This window comes from Bacteroides reticulotermitis JCM 10512 (assembly GCF_000517545.1).
GTDB lineage: Bacteria > Bacteroidota > Bacteroidia > Bacteroidales > Bacteroidaceae > Bacteroides > Bacteroides reticulotermitis.
On sequence record NZ_BAIV01000001.1, the window covers coordinates 153,525 to 169,587 of the forward strand.

The 16,063-nt window shown below is 41.4% G+C and carries 9 protein-coding genes and 3 pseudogenes; 8 read left to right on the forward strand and 4 right to left on the reverse strand.

The features are described from left to right. Positions 1-28: 28 nt before the first annotated feature. Both JCM10512_RS00515 and JCM10512_RS00520 read left to right on the forward strand, forming a co-directional pair. Positions 29-538, forward strand: coding sequence for a flavin reductase family protein (locus tag JCM10512_RS00515; RefSeq protein WP_044159336.1), 510 nt, complete (start codon positions 29-31; stop codon positions 536-538). A 109-nt stretch (positions 539-647) separates the two neighbouring features. After that, positions 648-1,247 carry a hypothetical protein gene (locus JCM10512_RS00520; RefSeq protein WP_052517052.1) on the forward strand — a complete coding sequence of 200 codons (600 nt, stop codon included), beginning with the start codon at positions 648-650 and terminating at the stop codon, positions 1,245-1,247. A gap of 1,369 nt (positions 1,248-2,616) precedes the next feature. Here the strand turns inward: JCM10512_RS00520 and dpp5 are convergent. The 4 genes and pseudogenes from dpp5 to pyrG all read right to left on the reverse strand — a co-directional run bounded on the left by dpp5 (position 2,617) and on the right by pyrG (position 9,727). Then, positions 2,617-4,724, reverse strand: a pseudogene (gene dpp5, locus JCM10512_RS00525) (dipeptidyl-peptidase Dpp5). 43 nt (positions 4,725-4,767) lie between these two features. After that, positions 4,768-6,099, reverse strand: a complete 1,332-nt coding sequence (locus JCM10512_RS00530) for an MATE family efflux transporter (RefSeq protein WP_044159338.1) — start codon at positions 6,097-6,099, stop codon at positions 4,768-4,770. Between the two features lie 87 nt (positions 6,100-6,186). Next, positions 6,187-8,046 carry a membrane protein insertase YidC gene (gene yidC, locus JCM10512_RS00535; protein ID WP_044159341.1) on the reverse strand — a complete coding sequence of 620 codons (1,860 nt, stop codon included), beginning with the start codon at positions 8,044-8,046 and terminating at the stop codon, positions 6,187-6,189. A gap of 59 nt (positions 8,047-8,105) precedes the next feature. Continuing rightward, positions 8,106-9,727: pseudogene (gene pyrG, locus JCM10512_RS00540) on the reverse strand (CTP synthase). Between the two features lie 182 nt (positions 9,728-9,909). On the opposite strand from pyrG, the gene JCM10512_RS00545 reads away from it, so the two are divergent. The 6 genes and pseudogenes from JCM10512_RS00545 to JCM10512_RS00570 all read left to right on the forward strand — a co-directional run bounded on the left by JCM10512_RS00545 (position 9,910) and on the right by JCM10512_RS00570 (position 16,051). After that, complete coding sequence (locus JCM10512_RS00545; RefSeq protein WP_081741185.1) at positions 9,910-11,343, forward strand: DUF3078 domain-containing protein; 1,434 nt, start codon at positions 9,910-9,912, stop codon at positions 11,341-11,343. 328 nt (positions 11,344-11,671) lie between these two features. Further along, positions 11,672-12,103 carry a SoxR reducing system RseC family protein gene (locus JCM10512_RS00550; protein ID WP_044159347.1) on the forward strand — a complete coding sequence of 144 codons (432 nt, stop codon included), beginning with the start codon at positions 11,672-11,674 and terminating at the stop codon, positions 12,101-12,103. Further along, on the forward strand, positions 12,100-12,942 hold the full coding sequence (locus JCM10512_RS00555; protein WP_044159349.1) for a Fe-S cluster domain-containing protein: 843 nt from the start codon (positions 12,100-12,102) through the stop codon (positions 12,940-12,942). Before JCM10512_RS00550 ends, JCM10512_RS00555 begins: the two co-directional genes overlap by 4 nt. A gap of 52 nt (positions 12,943-12,994) precedes the next feature. Continuing rightward, positions 12,995-14,331: pseudogene (rsxC, locus tag JCM10512_RS00560) on the forward strand (electron transport complex subunit RsxC). Positions 14,332-14,336: 5 nt separating this feature from the next. Beyond that, positions 14,337-15,350 carry an RnfABCDGE type electron transport complex subunit D gene (locus tag JCM10512_RS00565; RefSeq protein ID WP_044159555.1) on the forward strand — a complete coding sequence of 338 codons (1,014 nt, stop codon included), beginning with the start codon at positions 14,337-14,339 and terminating at the stop codon, positions 15,348-15,350. Beyond that, positions 15,347-16,051 (forward strand): RnfABCDGE type electron transport complex subunit G, encoded by a 705-nt coding sequence (locus tag JCM10512_RS00570; protein WP_044159351.1) that lies wholly within the window; start codon positions 15,347-15,349, stop codon positions 16,049-16,051. The genes JCM10512_RS00565 and JCM10512_RS00570 overlap by 4 nt, the downstream gene beginning before the upstream one ends. The last annotated feature ends 12 nt before the right edge of the window (positions 16,052-16,063 follow it).

Consider the following 16,063-nt stretch of genomic DNA (forward strand, 5'->3'; position numbering starts at 1 on the left):
AATTATAAATCAGAAGGAGAATAATGCAATGAAGAAGGTAGAGATTAAAGATTTGTCCGATAACTTTTTTGAAGCTATTAGCAAAGAGTGGATGTTGGTGACAGCCGGTGATAAAGATAAATTCAATACAATGACAGCTAATTGGGGTGGTATTGGCTGGCTATGGAATAAACCGGTTGCTTTTGTTTTTATCCGCCCCGAAAGATATACGCATGAGTTTGTCGAACAAAGCGATCGCCTGACTCTTTCTTTTTTGGGTGAAGAAAATAAGAAGATTCATGCCGTTTGCGGCTCCAAATCCGGACGCGATATAGATAAAGTAAAGGCAACCGGATTGGTTCCTGTCTTTACTGAACAGGGAAGTGTGCTCTTTGAACAGTCCCGCTTAAGCCTGGAGTGCAAGAAATTATACACAGATATGATAAAGCCGGAACTTTTTTTAGACAAAGAATCGTTGGCAAAATGGTATGACGGTTCTCATGGCGGCTTTCATGAAATTTATATCGTTGAAATTGAACATGTTTGGAAGCGTGGCTAGTTCCTGCTCTAAGTTTAAAAGAAGATAAAAATAAAACATATTTTTGTTTTATTCGTAGAAAAAACAGTATATTTAGTCGGTACAAATAGTAAAGCTAACACTAAACACTATGTATTATGAAGAATATGCTGTTTTTTTATTGGGTATCTTTACCCTGTTTACTGCGTGTAGTGACGATGCTGATAGCACTCCTCTTACTCCGACCATATTAAAGGTTGTTTCTTGTGATTTTGTAAAAGAAGAAATGGATTGGGTAAAACCAGTGAAAGAGATAGGAGAACCCTCTGTGGGAATCGAAAACAAGACCGATGTCCCTACTACTTATCTAAATCAATGGGAGAATTCGACTCTAGAAACCTCTTTATTCAGTTTGTATACAGGTAGTTTACCAAAAGCAGAGAATCTTGGCGAACTAACGATCCGTGTTCCTACCCTCCATGCAGATGGTACATTTTCGGATGGAGGATCGGAAGTTCCTTTAGTTTTCGGTACAACTTATGAAATACTCGATCCGAGGTCTAGGGGACAAGAAGAAATTGTAGTTCCTGGTCACTCCACTTTGAAAAAGATAACTGAACGAACGGGTAGCAGTTGTAGTATAACCTTTTATTTGGTGTTGGTTGACGTAAATACGGGGCAGCAATATGAGTTGAGAGGAGCGTGGTATGGCTTGCAAATATCTAAAGAGACACACACCTTGTTGACTTAAACTTCTGCGCGGCAGATTATTCCATACAGCAGTAAAGCTATTCAATGCAAAAAATGACCTGACCGATAAGGGAAGTGATGACATCATCCTTTCTTTATCGGCTGATACGACTTATGCTTAGTTCCTATACTTTTAGCGGCGAACCATGATAAATTGTCGAAACTACAAGCTGACTTTAGGCTCAGTCAATCGGAGGAGTACTTCTTTGGTCTCAATTAAAAAGATCAGGTTCTTTTTAAAAATCAACCTGATCTTTCACTGAATTCAACCTGATCTTTTATTGGAATCGACCTGATCTTTTTGAAGGCAAATTTCTGTGTTCTCACGAACAAAGTTGGAAGTCTGTGACTGCTTTTCCACCCTTTTTTTAACATTTGAGACTTCAATCTCCTCTCTCTACAAGAAGAAAAAATAATATTACTCTCATGGTCTCATTCTTTTGAGGTAATACGTTGAAATACAGAGATGTCTTGAATGAGAGATAAACTAAAAAAGACCTATCTCTCATCTTTTCTTCCTATTTTTCGCCTCTTTTTGACCCATCTCTCATACTTTTTGAGGTATCTCTCATATCTTTTGAGTTATTTATCATCCGATCCCCTTGCAAAAGTATGGGGACTATACATAACTCTTCGTTAATCTATTCAAGAATAAGAGGTTTCCTTAACTCAGATCAGCCCGAAATCGAGAGAGGCTGCTCTACAAACTAATTAACCGGTAAAACACGCAATTTAAGCAAGTGGCACAATGATACAACACTTTCATGTCATAGTCACATTTTGCCGTAAACTGCTGATTGATAATTTGATATATTGCGTCTACTTTTCTTTGACTGATCTACTCAATAGATAATACCGATTTCCGAGAGCTATCTACTTGGCAAAAATCTCCCGCCAGCTAGTAGTAAATAACTCGTAAAAGGTGTTTTTTGCCATTATATTTCGTGTTCCACATAATGTGGAACAGCTGACTCACATATTGTGGGACAGGCGTCGCACATGATGTGGAACACCTGTCGCACATAATGTGAAACAGGAAATAGAAGGAAATAAACCTGAAAAAAGACTGTTTAAATCTACGAATAGTTGCGCACAATGCGGTTTAAGAAAAGACTTGGTTGCTGAATTGAGTACTCTGTTTTTTGAGGAAGGAAAAAATGGCTATCGCCTATCGGAATAAAATGATCCAGAAAAAGAAGGCGCATTGCAATTGATTGATATACTGAATGATATGCGAAAAAGTGATTTAGTCATAAGAGTGTTGTATCATTGTGCAAAGTGCTCTCTTCGTGTCCGATGCTTCGGTTTCGGACAAAAGAAAAGCCGCCCCAAACTGAAATGAGACGGCTTCTTATCTTTATTATGGTAACCTATTTCGGAAGGTTGGCTTCTGGTTTCAACCATTTGTCCAACCATTCGAAGAAGGTACGTTGCCATAAAATACCATTTTGCGGTTTCAACACCCAGTGGTTCTCGTCCGGATAGATCAGCAGTTCGGCAGGTATGCCACGCAAGATTGCCGCATCAAAAGCAGCCATTGCCTGATTAGCCAATATTCTGTAATCCTTTTCGCCGTGAATGCAAAGAATCGGAGTATCCCACTTGTCAACAAAGCGGTGAGGAGAGTTGGCAAAGGTACGTTGCGCTACAGGATTTTGCTTTTCCCAATAGGCACCGCCCATATCCCAGTTGGCAAACCATTTCTCTTCCGTTTCCAGGTATTGCATTTCCATATTGAAGATGCCGTCATGAGCAATGAATGCTTTAAATCGCTTGTTGTGCTGACCGGCTAACCAATAAACAGAGAATCCTCCGAAACTGGCTCCTACACAACCTAAATGATCTTTGTCTACATACGGCTCTTTAGCCATTTCGTCAATCGCTGTGAAATAGTCTTTCATGCATTGGCCACCATAGTCGCCACTGATCTGCTCATTCCATTCTACACCAAAACCGGGTAGTCCGCGTCGGTTGGGCGCAACGATAATATAATCGTTAGCAGCCATTATCTGGAAGTTCCAACGATAAGACCAGAATTGACTTACCGGACTTTGAGGACCTCCTTCACAAAACAGTAGGGTAGGGTATTTCTTGTTCGGATCGAAATGCGGAGGATAAATAACCCATGTCAACATTTGTTTGCCATCGGTGGTGGTCATCCAACGAGACTCCACTTTACCCATCTCCAATTGATCATAAATCGCTTTGTTCTCGAATGTCAGTTGTGTGGCAGTTCCATCAAGTGCTACTGCATAAATTTCGTCGCCCATACTCATCGAGTGACGTTTCGCAATCAGCTTGTCGCCGAATAATGCCGCAGACTCATAGTCATACACGCCCGAAGTAATCGCTTTAACGGAATCATTAGCAAGGTTTAGCGCATAGATGTGCGACTCTCCATGCCAAACTCCGGTAAAGTAAATCGTTTGCGCGTCGGCACTCCATACAAACGCGTCTACGTTCGATTCAAAGGCCTTGCTTACGAACCGTTTCTCTCCGGTTTCGAGGTTCATGATAAACAACCGATTCAAATCGGCTTCATAACCATCTCTTTCCATGCTCTGCCAAGCGATATACTTGCCATCCGGAGAGTATTGCGGATTGGTGTCATATCCTTTATTCTCTTCGGTGATATTCTTTGTTTCTTTCGTTTTCAGGTCATAAACATAGATATCCGAGTTGGTAGAGGTTGCATATGCGAGTCCTGTCTTTTTGCGACTGGTATAAGAAATCTTGTCCGAAGTTGTATTCCAAGCCAGTTGTTCAATGCCGCCCCACGGTCTCATCGGGCTTTCATAAGGTTGTCCATCTAGGAGGTCGATTACATTGGAAATGCCTTTACCATCAAAATCGGCTACAAACGGATGAGGAGCACCTGTTACCCATTCATCCAATGTTTGTACATCAGGTCGGTTACAATGATACCAGAAGCTTTGGGGAGGTCGGGATATTTATCCGCTGTGCTTTGTCTGGTTTTAACTTGCGAGATGAATAAGATCTTTTTGCCATCCGGCGAGATGGAATAACCTTCGATATCACCCTCGTAGTTAGTCAGCTGTTTGCGCTCACTACCATCCGGATTCATTTCATAAAGCTGGCTACTGCCGTTATCGTTGCTGAGGAAGGCTAGTTTACTACCGCCTTTTATCCAGCTTACTTCATTCTCCTGAAAGGTTGTCTGTGTTATTTGTTGGTTATCACTGCCGTCGGCGTTCATCACAAACACTTCGCGGTTGCTTTTATTTTCCGGCACACTGTAGTATGCAACGGTATACACTATCTTTTTACCATCGGGAGATACTGCTAATCCGCCTATACGTCCCATAGCCCATAAGGCTTCGGGAGTCATGCGCTTTCCTTCAATCTGAATATTCGATTTTTGGATAAGCACCTGGTCGGACTTGCTCGCGTCTTTCGCCCCGCCACAGGAGGCTAACAACATTGCTGTCGACATAATGAATAGATTTACTTGTCTCATCTTATAACTAATTTGTTTTTTGCGAAGATACTAAAAAAAGAATTTATATCACTTTTTTCTGCCAGTTTCCTTTTTTCATATACCAGTACGAGAAGAATAGCATAAAAGTGGCATATACAATCTCTGTAGTCCAACAAAATGCGATGTCAACACGTAAGTAAAGAATGAAATAGATGCAGTAGACTACATAAATAACCAGTGCACTGAGCTCCAGCCCCAATGCGGTGCGCGTGTTTCCTGTTCCCGAAACAGCCTGAAAATACACATTGGCAGGAATCAGAAGCAGGTAAGCGGAACAAAGTACCCAAAGCGAAGGAATTGACGCCTCTTTCAGATCGGGCATATCGGTATAGATACTCATGACTAAGTGCGGGAAGAGGCAGAAGAGAGCGAGTACGGGGATTACAAATAGAAATGCGATTCGTACATGTTGCCGGATGGTTCCTAGTACATACTCTTTCTCTCCCGCACCGATCAGGTTACTGATAAGTGAGCCGCAGGTTGCTGCGAAAGCCATGGTTATCATGAATGGGATGCCCGAAACGTTACGGATAATGTTTGCGATAGCCAGCGAACGTTCGCCTAAGTGCTCAACAAACAAGAAGAACATGAACCAGGTTGACAAGGATACGAAGTTCTGTATCATCGTCCATACCGAAACATTCAGCATGCGTTTCAATATCTTGCTACGGAATCCAGGCAAAATGTTTAGTGCGTATTTCTTGCAGTCCACTCGTTTCCAGGTATAAATAATAAAGAAGATTACCGAGATCATCTCAGCCAGCGAAGAACCGATGGCGGCACCGGCTATACCCAATTGGGGGAATCCAAACTTACCGAAGACCAGAATATAGTTGAATACCACATTGGAAAGAACCATTATCACCGAGTTCAGAGTCAAGGTTTTGGTTTGTGTTGTTCCCACAAAAAAAGCCCGAAACATAACCATGATAAAGGAGAAGAAAAAGCCATAAACTCTCCATTCAATGAACTTCGAAGCGGCATCACAAACATGTGGAGAAGCTACGATACTTTTTAAAATGTGAGGTGAAAAGAGGTGGGAAAGCGTAAATAGCACTGCAGCTACAACCAAAAGAAAATAGACTCCCTGATAAAAGATGGGGCCGATTGCTTTATAGTTTCCCTCCCCATTGCGACGCGCAATGAGAATCTGAGCTCCTATACTGAAACCGAATGCCATCATGAATATTGCCAGGTAGTAAACCCCGGCAATTGCGGATGCCCCTAATTCTATTTCGCCTACTCGTCCGAGAAAGGCGGTATCGGTCATCCCTATTAATTGTTCCATAACCAAGCTGATCAGGATGGGGTAGGCGATAGTCCAAATTTGTCTATATGTATATTTTGTTTTCATTCAATCGAATTATTGTTTAGCGAAAGAAAGCCGGGCAAACCTGTGTTGGGTTGCTCGGCTTTCTAGTATTCATTGTCTTAGGGGTCTCTAGCGTTTATTTCTCTGTTGACGCTCCTTTGTCAATTGTTCCTGTTGCTTTTGCATTGCCTCTAGGCGAGCAGCGAATCCGGTTTTCTTCATCTGCTTTGGATCTTTCTTTTTCGCTTCCAAAATAGATAACAACTTTTCTTCATTAGTAGTTCGGCGAAGTAAGATCATTGTACCTACACTGATCAACGTTGATACGAAGTAATAATAGTTCAAGCCGGACGGATAATCGTTCAGCACAAACAAGAACATAACAGGCATCAGATACATCATCCACTTCATGGCAGCCATTTGAGGTTGTGCGCCCGTGTCCTGCATTGACATGGTATACTTGGTGTTCAGAACGTTAGTAACAGTCATTAATAAGCAGAACAAGCTAAGGTGATTACCTAAGAATGGAATATGGAATGGGAACGTTACAATTGCATCGTATGTAGAAAGGTCATCCGCCCATAAGAAACTTTCCTGGCGAAGCTCGATAGCACTAGGAACGAACATAAATAACGCCATCAGGATAGGGAACTGCAAGAGCATCGGTAAACAACCTCCCATAGGACTGACCCCATATTGGCTGTAAAGCGACATCACCTCCTGCTGCTTTTTCATCGCATCTTCCTGCTTCGGATACTTCTGATTGATCTCATCTATTCGAGGTTTCAATACCCTCATCTTAGCGGACGACATGTACGTCTTCCACGTAGCCGGATAAACGAGTATCTTTACCATGATAGTCAAGATCAGCAAGACGATACCCATGCTCAATCCCCAACCGGATAACCAGTCGAACACATTAATCGTAACGAATTGGTTGATCCAACGAATCAGTGGCCATCCCAAGTAAACAAGTCTGGAAAGTTCCAATTTTTCGGAACGGCCTTTATCCAACGCTTTCAGCGTCTTATAGTGATTCGGTCCGTAGTAGAAGAACATCTTGGTAGGTTGTTTACCGGTAGGGTCAAAGAAAGTGCTCATTTCGGAAGCGTAGTCTTTGATGTAACCACTTCCTTGCTGTTCCATCTTCGATTTTACCGATACCTTCTTGAAATCTTGCTCGGCAATAAGTACGGAAGAGAAGAATTGATTTTTGAAAGCAACCCAGTCAATCGTTGCACCACCCAACTCTTTTTCGTCGTCTTTGGCTGCTGATAAGTTGTCTACTTTATCTCCTTTGATTTTATAGGTCAATTCTGCCAGGCGATTTTCATAGGTAAATCCTTTCTCCAACTGACGTGCGCGTTGCGACCATTCAATATCTACATAATTTGTATTGGCCAGTTTGTCAGCCATGCCTGTAGCTTTGATTTCAAAGCTCATCAGGTAGCTATCCGGCTTCAATGTGTAGATGAAGTCTATGTAGCTGTCGCTGTCTACGGATAAACGCATAGTAACGCTACTATCTGTCTTGTTTACCGCGTTGAAATAAAAGTCTTTAGTCTGAATAGCTCCTTCTTTGTTATAGAAATTAAAGCACATGGAAGCGTCATCATCGTGGAATAGCACGATAGGAGTCTTCTTGTCCTGAGCTTTGTAATCCTTTAAAGTTGCCGAAAATACGCGTCCGCCTCTAGTTGCAAAGGTGATTTCCGCTACATTGTTTTGGATGCTGATCAGAGAGTCAGTTCCGTGAATGGCGTTAAAGAATAATGAAGAACTATCACTAGTTAATGCATTATTTTCATTACTAGCCAAGGCAGCTTCCGTTTTAGCTTTCAGCGCTGCTTCCTGTTGTTGAACCAAAGCGACAGAATCTCTATAGTGATCCCATGCAGCTTGTTGCTCCTCGCTTGGACGACTCAGAAAACTGAATGCTACCAATAATACTCCTATTAAAACGAGACCTGTGATGGTATTTTTATCCATTCTTTTTTAGTTATAAATTACTTGTTATTACTTATTGCAATTAAGATTAAATGCATTGGTTAGGCATTGATATCTTTTTCATTTTTGATGACTGCCTTTACAAAAGCAACAAACAGAGGATGAGGGTCTAGTACGGTACTGCTATATTCCGGATGGAACTGCGTACCTACAAACCACTTCAAGGCAGGAATCTCTACGATCTCGACCAAGTCTGATTCCGGATTAATACCCACACATTTCATCCCTGCGGCTTCGTATTGAGCTTTATAGTCGTTATTGAATTCATAACGGTGACGATGACGTTCTTGGATGTGCTCTTTTCCATAGGCTTCAAATACTTTTGAACCTTTTTGCAATACACATTCGTAAGCACCCAAACGCATTGTTCCTCCCATATTGGTGATTGACTTCTGTTCTTCCATAATGTCTATTACATTATGAGGAGTCTTTTCATCCATTTCGCGAGAATTGGCATCTGCATATCCTAACACGTTACGGGCAAATTCGATGGCTATGCATTGCATTCCTAAGCAGATACCAAAGGTCGGTACATTGTGTGTACGCGTATATTTGATGGCTACAAATTTACCTTCAATGCCACGCTGACCGAATCCCGGCCCAATCACGACTCCAGTCATGCCTTTTAGTGCTTCGGCTACATTCTCATCAGTCAACTTCTCGCTATTCACAAAATGTACTTCAACTTTGCGGTCGTTGTATGTTCCGGCTTGTGATAAAGCTTCGCGTATAGACTTATAAGCATCTTGTAAATCATATTTTCCTACCAAGCAATGTTAACAGCCTCTTTCTTCTCGGCTGCATGGCGGCGCTCAATAAATTTACGCCAAGGATCGAGTCCCGGAGTTTCTCCAATCGGCAATCCCATTTTCTGGAGAATGGTGGTATCCAGATCTTGCGCTTGCATGAGGATCGGAACTTCGTAGATTGTCGGTGCGTCAATAGATTGTACTACTGCTTTCTCGTCCACATTGCAAAACAAGGCAACTTTCTTTCTCAACCCGTCATTTAAAGGATGTTCCGTGCGTAAAACCAAAATGTCTGGTTGAATACCTACACTTTGCAACTCCTTAACAGAGTGCTGTGTCGGCTTGGTCTTCAACTCACCGGCAGCCGCGAGATAAGGTACATAGGTTAGATGAACGCATAATGCATTCTTGCCTAGTTCCCATTTCAACTGACGAATACTTTCGAGATAGGGGAGCGATTCAATATCTCCTACTGTACCTCCAATTTCAGTAATAACAAAATCGAATTTATTCTTACTGCCTAAAAGTTTTACATTTCGCTTGATCTCATCCGTGATATGAGGGATTATCTGGATAGTCTTACCCAAATAGTCTCCACGACGTTCCTTATCAATTACACTTTTGTAAATGCGTCCTGTTGTAATGTTGTTAGCTTTTGTCGTTTGTATTCCCAAAAAGCGTTCATAGTGTCCTAGATCCAAGTCGGCTTCATGGCCGTCGATGGTTACGTAACACTCTCCGTGTTCGTAAGGATTTAGCGTCCCCGGGTCGATATTGATATACGGGTCAAACTTCTGGATGGTTACATTATAACCCCTTGCTTGCAGCAATTTACCGATAGATGATGCGATAATGCCTTTTCCTAGTGAAGAAGCCACACCACCGGTGACAAAAATATACTTTGTTTCTCCCACAGCTATAACTGTTTAAATTATTGTTTATCTAGTAGTATACTGAACTTAAAAACCGCAAAATTATAAAAAAAGGGGAACATTATAGGGTTTCGTCAGAACAAATTTATTAAAAAATGCAATTTTGAAAGAATGCTATGTTTTTTGAACTATTTAATGTAAATTTGCCCCAAATTTGGGATGTTATGAAGATTAAAGTCATTTTACTAACAGCATTTTCCTTTTCTCTTATTTCTTCGGTTTGGGGGCAAAATGCAAGGAATTCCTCTTCGGTTGTTGCGCGTGGGCAGGTAGTGAAAAACGATACACTTCCGGCCGAACTGCAACCTTATTTGATGTTGAAGCTTAAGCCAGTAGGGAATACTTTTGAATTGGATACTGTATCATTTTTATATAATAAATACATAGCTCAGTTGGAATACTTGAACGATCCGGCTGTTCCTGCTCGTTATATACCATCGGATCCTTATTACTACCGCTTATTTACTCCTCTTGCCTATTATTATGCGCCAATAGCACAATACTCTAAATTGGATTGGACATTTCAACAAGATAAGAAATCCGATTTTGCAAAAGACTTGTTGACTTATGATTCGCGGGAATTAACTCGTTTGAATCGGGTAAACAAACAAGTGAATAATGCTTTGATGGATCTTTATTTGAAGAAGCCTCAGTTACTTGTTACTACTGAAGACCGAATAATGAGTCGTGAAGTCTTTCGGGCTGATGTGAAGCCTAAGATATCTCCAAAAGCTGCAGTCGTGAATCTTTTCAAGCCGGAAGAAATGAATGACAATGTCGGTTCGGCGAAGATGAAACTTCATAGACCCAACTGGTGGATAACCGGTGGTAACGGTTCTTTGCAGATCAGTCAGAATCACCTTTCCGACAACTGGTATAAAGGGGGGGAAAGTAACTATTCCGGAATGGCTACTTTGCAACTGTATGCCAATTACAATGATAATGAAAAAATATTGTTCGAAAATCAATTGGAAGCCAAACTCGGAATGGGTTCTACACCATCGGATAAATATCATGATTATTTAATTACTACCGACCAACTTCGTATTACGAACAAACTTGGGTTGCGTGCACTTAAGAACTGGTACTATACCATTTCTTCTGAATTTAAGACGCAGTTCTGTCATGGATACAAAGCCAATAATGAAAAACTGGTATCAGCTTTCCTTGCCCCGGCGGACTTAGCAGTCAGTGTCGGTATGGATTATAAACTGAATAAGAAAAATATGAAACTCTCAGTCTTTATGGCTCCATTGACTTATAACATGCGTTACGTAGGTAATAGTGAAGTGAATGAAGTTAGTTTCGGACTTGAAAAAGGTAAAAGTTCGAAGAATGACTTTGGTTCCCAATTACAGCCCACGTTGAATTGGACAATTATATCTTCCGTTACTTTAGAGTCTCGTTTAAATTACCTGACCAATTACGAATGGGTTCGCGTAGAATGGGAAAATACGCTCAACTTTGTGTTGAATCGCTATCTTTCTACGAAGTTATATGTACACGCCCGCTTCGATGACAGCGCTAAACCGACTGAAGGCACTAGCTACTTCCAGGTGAAGGAGTTGCTTAGCTTTGGTATTAATTATAAATGGTAGACAAACGATCGAGACCTGAACGGTACGATTGAAGCTTCTCTATCGGTTCGATATTTAGTGAATGTGCAGATCTGCTCTTTGATATAAAGGCAGTATCTGCACATTTTTTATTGTATTTCCGCGTGGTATGGATTCGTATGCGATTTGAGTTCTATAGGATTCTTGCGTTTTATACCTATTGCATATGCTTCCGAATAATAATACTAGTAGTATTGGTTGTGAGAAATGCAAAATAACTCATAATTGTATGGAATTTATAAGAGGAAAACAGAAAAAGTCATGAAAAATTCTTATTTTTGTCTGAAGACTTTAACATGAGGATTACAAAATGGCTAATACAATAAAACATTTAGGCGTTGTGGATAATATCGAAGGGGTTCATATAAAGGTGAAAATACTTCAAGCCACAGCTTGTGCAACTTGTTCAGCTAAAGGTTTTTGTACTTCAACAGGTGGTAAGGAGAAGTTTGTCGATGTCATCGATAAAGATGCCTCTTCTTATCAAGTTGGAGAACAAGTGATGATTGAGGGAGAAACTTTTATGGGGATGGTGGCACTACTACTAGCTTTTGTGCTGCCTTTCGTTCTTTTAATTGCTACCTTATTTATATTCATGATATGGATGGGGAATGAACTTTATGCAGGCGTGTTTTCATTGGGAATTCTTATTCCTTACTATTATCTTCTTTGGCTCCAAAGAGATCGCTTGAAATACAGATTAGCCTTTACTATCACACCAATTAAGCAATTAACGATATGAATATGATTCTGCTTGCAGTCATTTCATTGGGGGCCATAGCGCTTGTCTCGGCTGTTATATTATATGCTGCTTCCAAGAAGTTTGCGGTATATGAAGATCCGCGTATTGCTCAGATAGCCGAAGTATTGCCTCAGGCTAATTGCGGTGGATGCGGTTATCCGGGTTGTACAGGATTTGCGGATGCTTGTGTTAAAGGGGAATCGTTGGAAGGAAAGTATTGTCCGGTAGGAGGACAAACATTGATGCTTCAGATTGCAGACATTTTAGGTCTGACAGCAGAAGTATCGGACCCAACGGTTGCTGTTGTGCGATGTAATGGAACTTGCGTTAACCGTCCTCGCTTAAATCACTATGATGGCGTGAAGAGTTGCGCTATTGCTGCTTCACTTTATGGAGGCGAAACCGGATGTAGCTATGGTTGTCTGGGATGTGGTGATTGTGTTGTAGCCTGTCTCTTTGATGCTATTCATTTGAACTCGGAAACCGGTTTGCCAGAAGTGGAAGAGGCTAGATGTACTTCTTGTGGAGCGTGTGTCAAAGCTTGTCCGAAGTCGATCATTGAACTACGTCCTGTAGGTAAGAAGTCACGTCGGATATATGTTTCCTGCGTGAATCAAGATAAAGGAGCTGTAGCTCGTAAAGCATGTTCAGTGAGTTGTATTGGCTGTGGGAAATGTGTGAAAGCTTGTGAGTTTGAAGCCATAACCTTGGAGAATAATTTAGCTTATATTGATCCGAATCTATGCAAGTTATGTAGAAAATGTGTGGAAGTATGCCCTCAAAATACAATTATAGAAGTAAACTTTCCGGTTCGAAAACAGAAGGTGGCGGAGGTATAAGCTGAAGCTTTTATATTAGAACACAAGTAATAGAATAAATTATAGAATTTATATGTTAAAGACCTTTTCAATTGGTGGTATTCACCCACATGAAGATAAGTTGTCGGCACATCAGCTATAATTGAAGCAGAAACACCTAGACAAGCTGTGATTATGTTGAGTCAGCATATTGGTGCTCCTGCCAAACCAATTGTGGCAAAAGGTGATGTCGTAAAGGTGGGTACGAGAATAGCTGATCCCGTTGGCTTTGTCTCGGCAGCAATTCACGCTTCGGTTAGCGGGAAAGTAGCGAAGATTGATGCGGTTGTTGACGCTAGTGGTTATGCAAAGCCTGCAATATTCATTGATGTTGAAGGCGATGAATGGGACGAAAAAATAGATCGTAGTGTAGAATTAGTAAAAGATTGCAGTTTATCTTCAGATGAAATAAGAAAGAAAATAGCCGAGGCAGGTGTTGTCGGTTTGGGTGGTGCGTGCTTCCCCACGCACATAAAACTAACCCCTCCCACCTCCTTTAAGGTGGAATGTCTTATCATAAATGCTGTTGAATGCGAACCTTATTTGACAGCTGACCATCAACTGATGTTGGAACATGCTGAAGAAATTCTAGTAGGAGTTTCTATTTTGATGAAAGCTGTTAAGGTAAATAAAGCATTCATTGGAATTGAGGCTAATAAACCTGACGCTATTAAGGTTATGACAAAAGAAGCCAGCCGGTATGCAGGCATTGAAGTGGTTGCTTTAAAAGTGAAATATCCACAAGGAAGTGAGAAGCAGTTGATCAATGCTATTACAAAGCGTCAAGTAGCCAGTGGGTCTTTGCCTGTTTCTGTTGGAACTGTTGTGCAAAATGTAGCGACAGTCTTTGCGGTGTATCAGGCTGTGCAGAAAAATAAGCCTTTATTCGAACGGGTTGTTACTGTGACCGGAAAATCATTAGAGAAGCCTGCTAATTTTTTAGCTCGTGTCGGTACACCCATAAGCCAATTAGTTAAAGCTTGCGGTGGATTGCCTGAAGATTCCGGCAAAGTGATAAGCGGCGGCCCGATGATGGGAAAGGCGTTGGCTCATGTTGATGTACCGGTAACCAAAGGGAGCTCCGGGGTGTTGCTTATGAACCGGAAGGATGCGAGACGCGGTGAAGTACGGACTTGTATTCGTTGTGCCAAGTGTGTGACTGTTTGTCCGATGGGCTTAGAACCTTATCTTCTTTCTGCCTTGTCCGAAAATGGAGATTTTGAAAGAATGGAAAAGGAAGAGATAATGGACTGTATTGAGTGTGGATCTTGTCAGTTCACTTGTCCGACTAATCGTCCGCTGTTGGATTACTGCCGTTTGGGTAAGCGCGAGGTAGGCATTAGAATTCGTGTTCGCCAAGCTAAATCATAATGAGTATGGAAAATAAATTAATCATATCTTTGTCGCCTCATATCCATAGCGGAGACAGCGTGCAAAAAAACATGTATGGTGTGCTTATTGCACTTATACCTGCCTTTCTAATGTCATTGGCTGCCTTTGGTATAGGTGCTCTCATTGTAACAGCTACTTCCGTTGCTGCTTGTGTCTTTTTCGAGTGGGCGATCGGGCGATTTCTGATGAAGAAACCGGTAACCACGATTTTCGATGGATCTGCTATCATTACCGGGGTATTGCTCGCTTTTAATTTACCTTCCAATTTACCTGTCTGGATTATTATCTTAGGTGCCTTGTTTGCTATTGGTGTGGCAAAAATGTCCTTTGGTGGTTTAGGCTGTAATCCATTTAATCCGGCCTTGGCGGGACGCGTTTTTCTATTACTTTCTTTTCCGGTACAGATGACTAGTTGGCCGCAAGCCGGTCAGTTAATGTCTTATATCGATGCGCAAACCGGAGCAACTCCTTTAGCTGTAATGAAAGAGGCTATTAAGACCGCCAATCCTTCGGTGCTTACCGAATTGCCCGACAGTTTTAGTTTGCTTTTTGGCTTTTCGAACTCTTCCGCATTGGGAGTGGGGAGTTTGGGTGAGATCAGTGCATTGGCTTTGTTGCTGGGACTTGCCTATATGCTGTGGAAGAAAATAATTACTTGGCATATACCTATTTCTATTTTAGTTACCGTTTTTGTTTTTTCCGGTATTATGCATTTAACGAATCCGGCTCTGTATGTATCTCCAATTGTACAATTGCTTACCGGAGGCGTGATGTTAGGTGCTATTTTTATGGCAACTGATTATGTGACCTCCCCCATGACGAGGAAGGGGATGCTTATTTATGGTGTCTGTATCGGAATGCTTACGGTTGTCATCCGTTTATTCGGAAATTATCCCGAAGGAGTATCGTTCGCTATTCTGATAATGAATGCCTTTACGCCGCTTATCAACACCTATTGTAAACCAAAACGCTTTGGGGAGGTGGCAAAGAAAAAATGAAAAAGCTCGAATCGTCTTTAAAAAATATGCTATTGGTGCTTACAGGTGTGACCGTGCTCTCTGTTGCTTTATTGGCTTATGTAAATAAATTGACTCAAGAACCCATTGCCGAAGCTAATGCGAAGATATTAAATGAAGCGCTGAAAAAGGTTCTTCCGGAGTTTACAAACAATCCGGTAGCCGAAAGCGATACTTTATTCAGCGAGAAGGATGGAAAGAAAAGCGTAGATTTTATCATATATCAGGCAAAAAAGGGAGATAAGCAAGTCGGAGCGGCTGTAGAGGCTAAATCTATGGGCTTTGGAGGAGAAATGATTGTCCTTGTCGGCTTTGATGTTGCGGGGGTTATCTATAACTACGCCTTATTATCTCATGTGGAAACGCCGGGGCTGGGCTCAAAAGCTGATAAGTGGTTCGGAGCCTATGATCCGATTAAGGGAGAGAAAGCTGTTGCACATAAAGAAGATACTAAATCAATCTTGGGGATGAATCCGGGTGAAACTCCTTTGAAGGTAAATAAAGATGGTGGGCAGGTGGATGCAATTACTGCTTCTACAATTACGTCTCGCTCTTTTTTAAATGCGGTAAATGCAGCATATAAGGCTTATAAGTCTGATAAGAAAGAAGAGGGAGGTGAAGTAAATACTGTAACTGGAGCCTCAATTAAAGTAGAACTTACTGATTCTGTCAGTGCTAAATAAGAAAAAGGAGAA

Coding starts and splice junctions, on each gene's coding strand:
- JCM10512_RS00550 (WP_044159347.1), top strand. CDS start 11,672: ATGGCTAATACAATAAAACATTTAGGCGTTGTGGATAATATCGAAGGG.
- JCM10512_RS00530 (WP_044159338.1), bottom strand. CDS start 6,099: ATGAAAACAAAATATACATATAGACAAATTTGGACTATCGCCTACCCC.
- JCM10512_RS00565 (WP_044159555.1), top strand. CDS start 14,337: ATGGAAAATAAATTAATCATATCTTTGTCGCCTCATATCCATAGCGGA.
- yidC (WP_044159341.1), bottom strand. CDS start 8,046: ATGGATAAAAATACCATCACAGGTCTCGTTTTAATAGGAGTATTATTG.
- JCM10512_RS00555 (WP_044159349.1), top strand. CDS start 12,100: ATGAATATGATTCTGCTTGCAGTCATTTCATTGGGGGCCATAGCGCTT.
- JCM10512_RS00570 (WP_044159351.1), top strand. CDS start 15,347: ATGAAAAAGCTCGAATCGTCTTTAAAAAATATGCTATTGGTGCTTACA.
- JCM10512_RS00545 (WP_081741185.1), top strand. CDS start 9,910: ATGAAGATTAAAGTCATTTTACTAACAGCATTTTCCTTTTCTCTTATT.
- JCM10512_RS00515 (WP_044159336.1), top strand. CDS start 29: ATGAAGAAGGTAGAGATTAAAGATTTGTCCGATAACTTTTTTGAAGCT.
- JCM10512_RS00520 (WP_052517052.1), top strand. CDS start 648: ATGTATTATGAAGAATATGCTGTTTTTTTATTGGGTATCTTTACCCTG.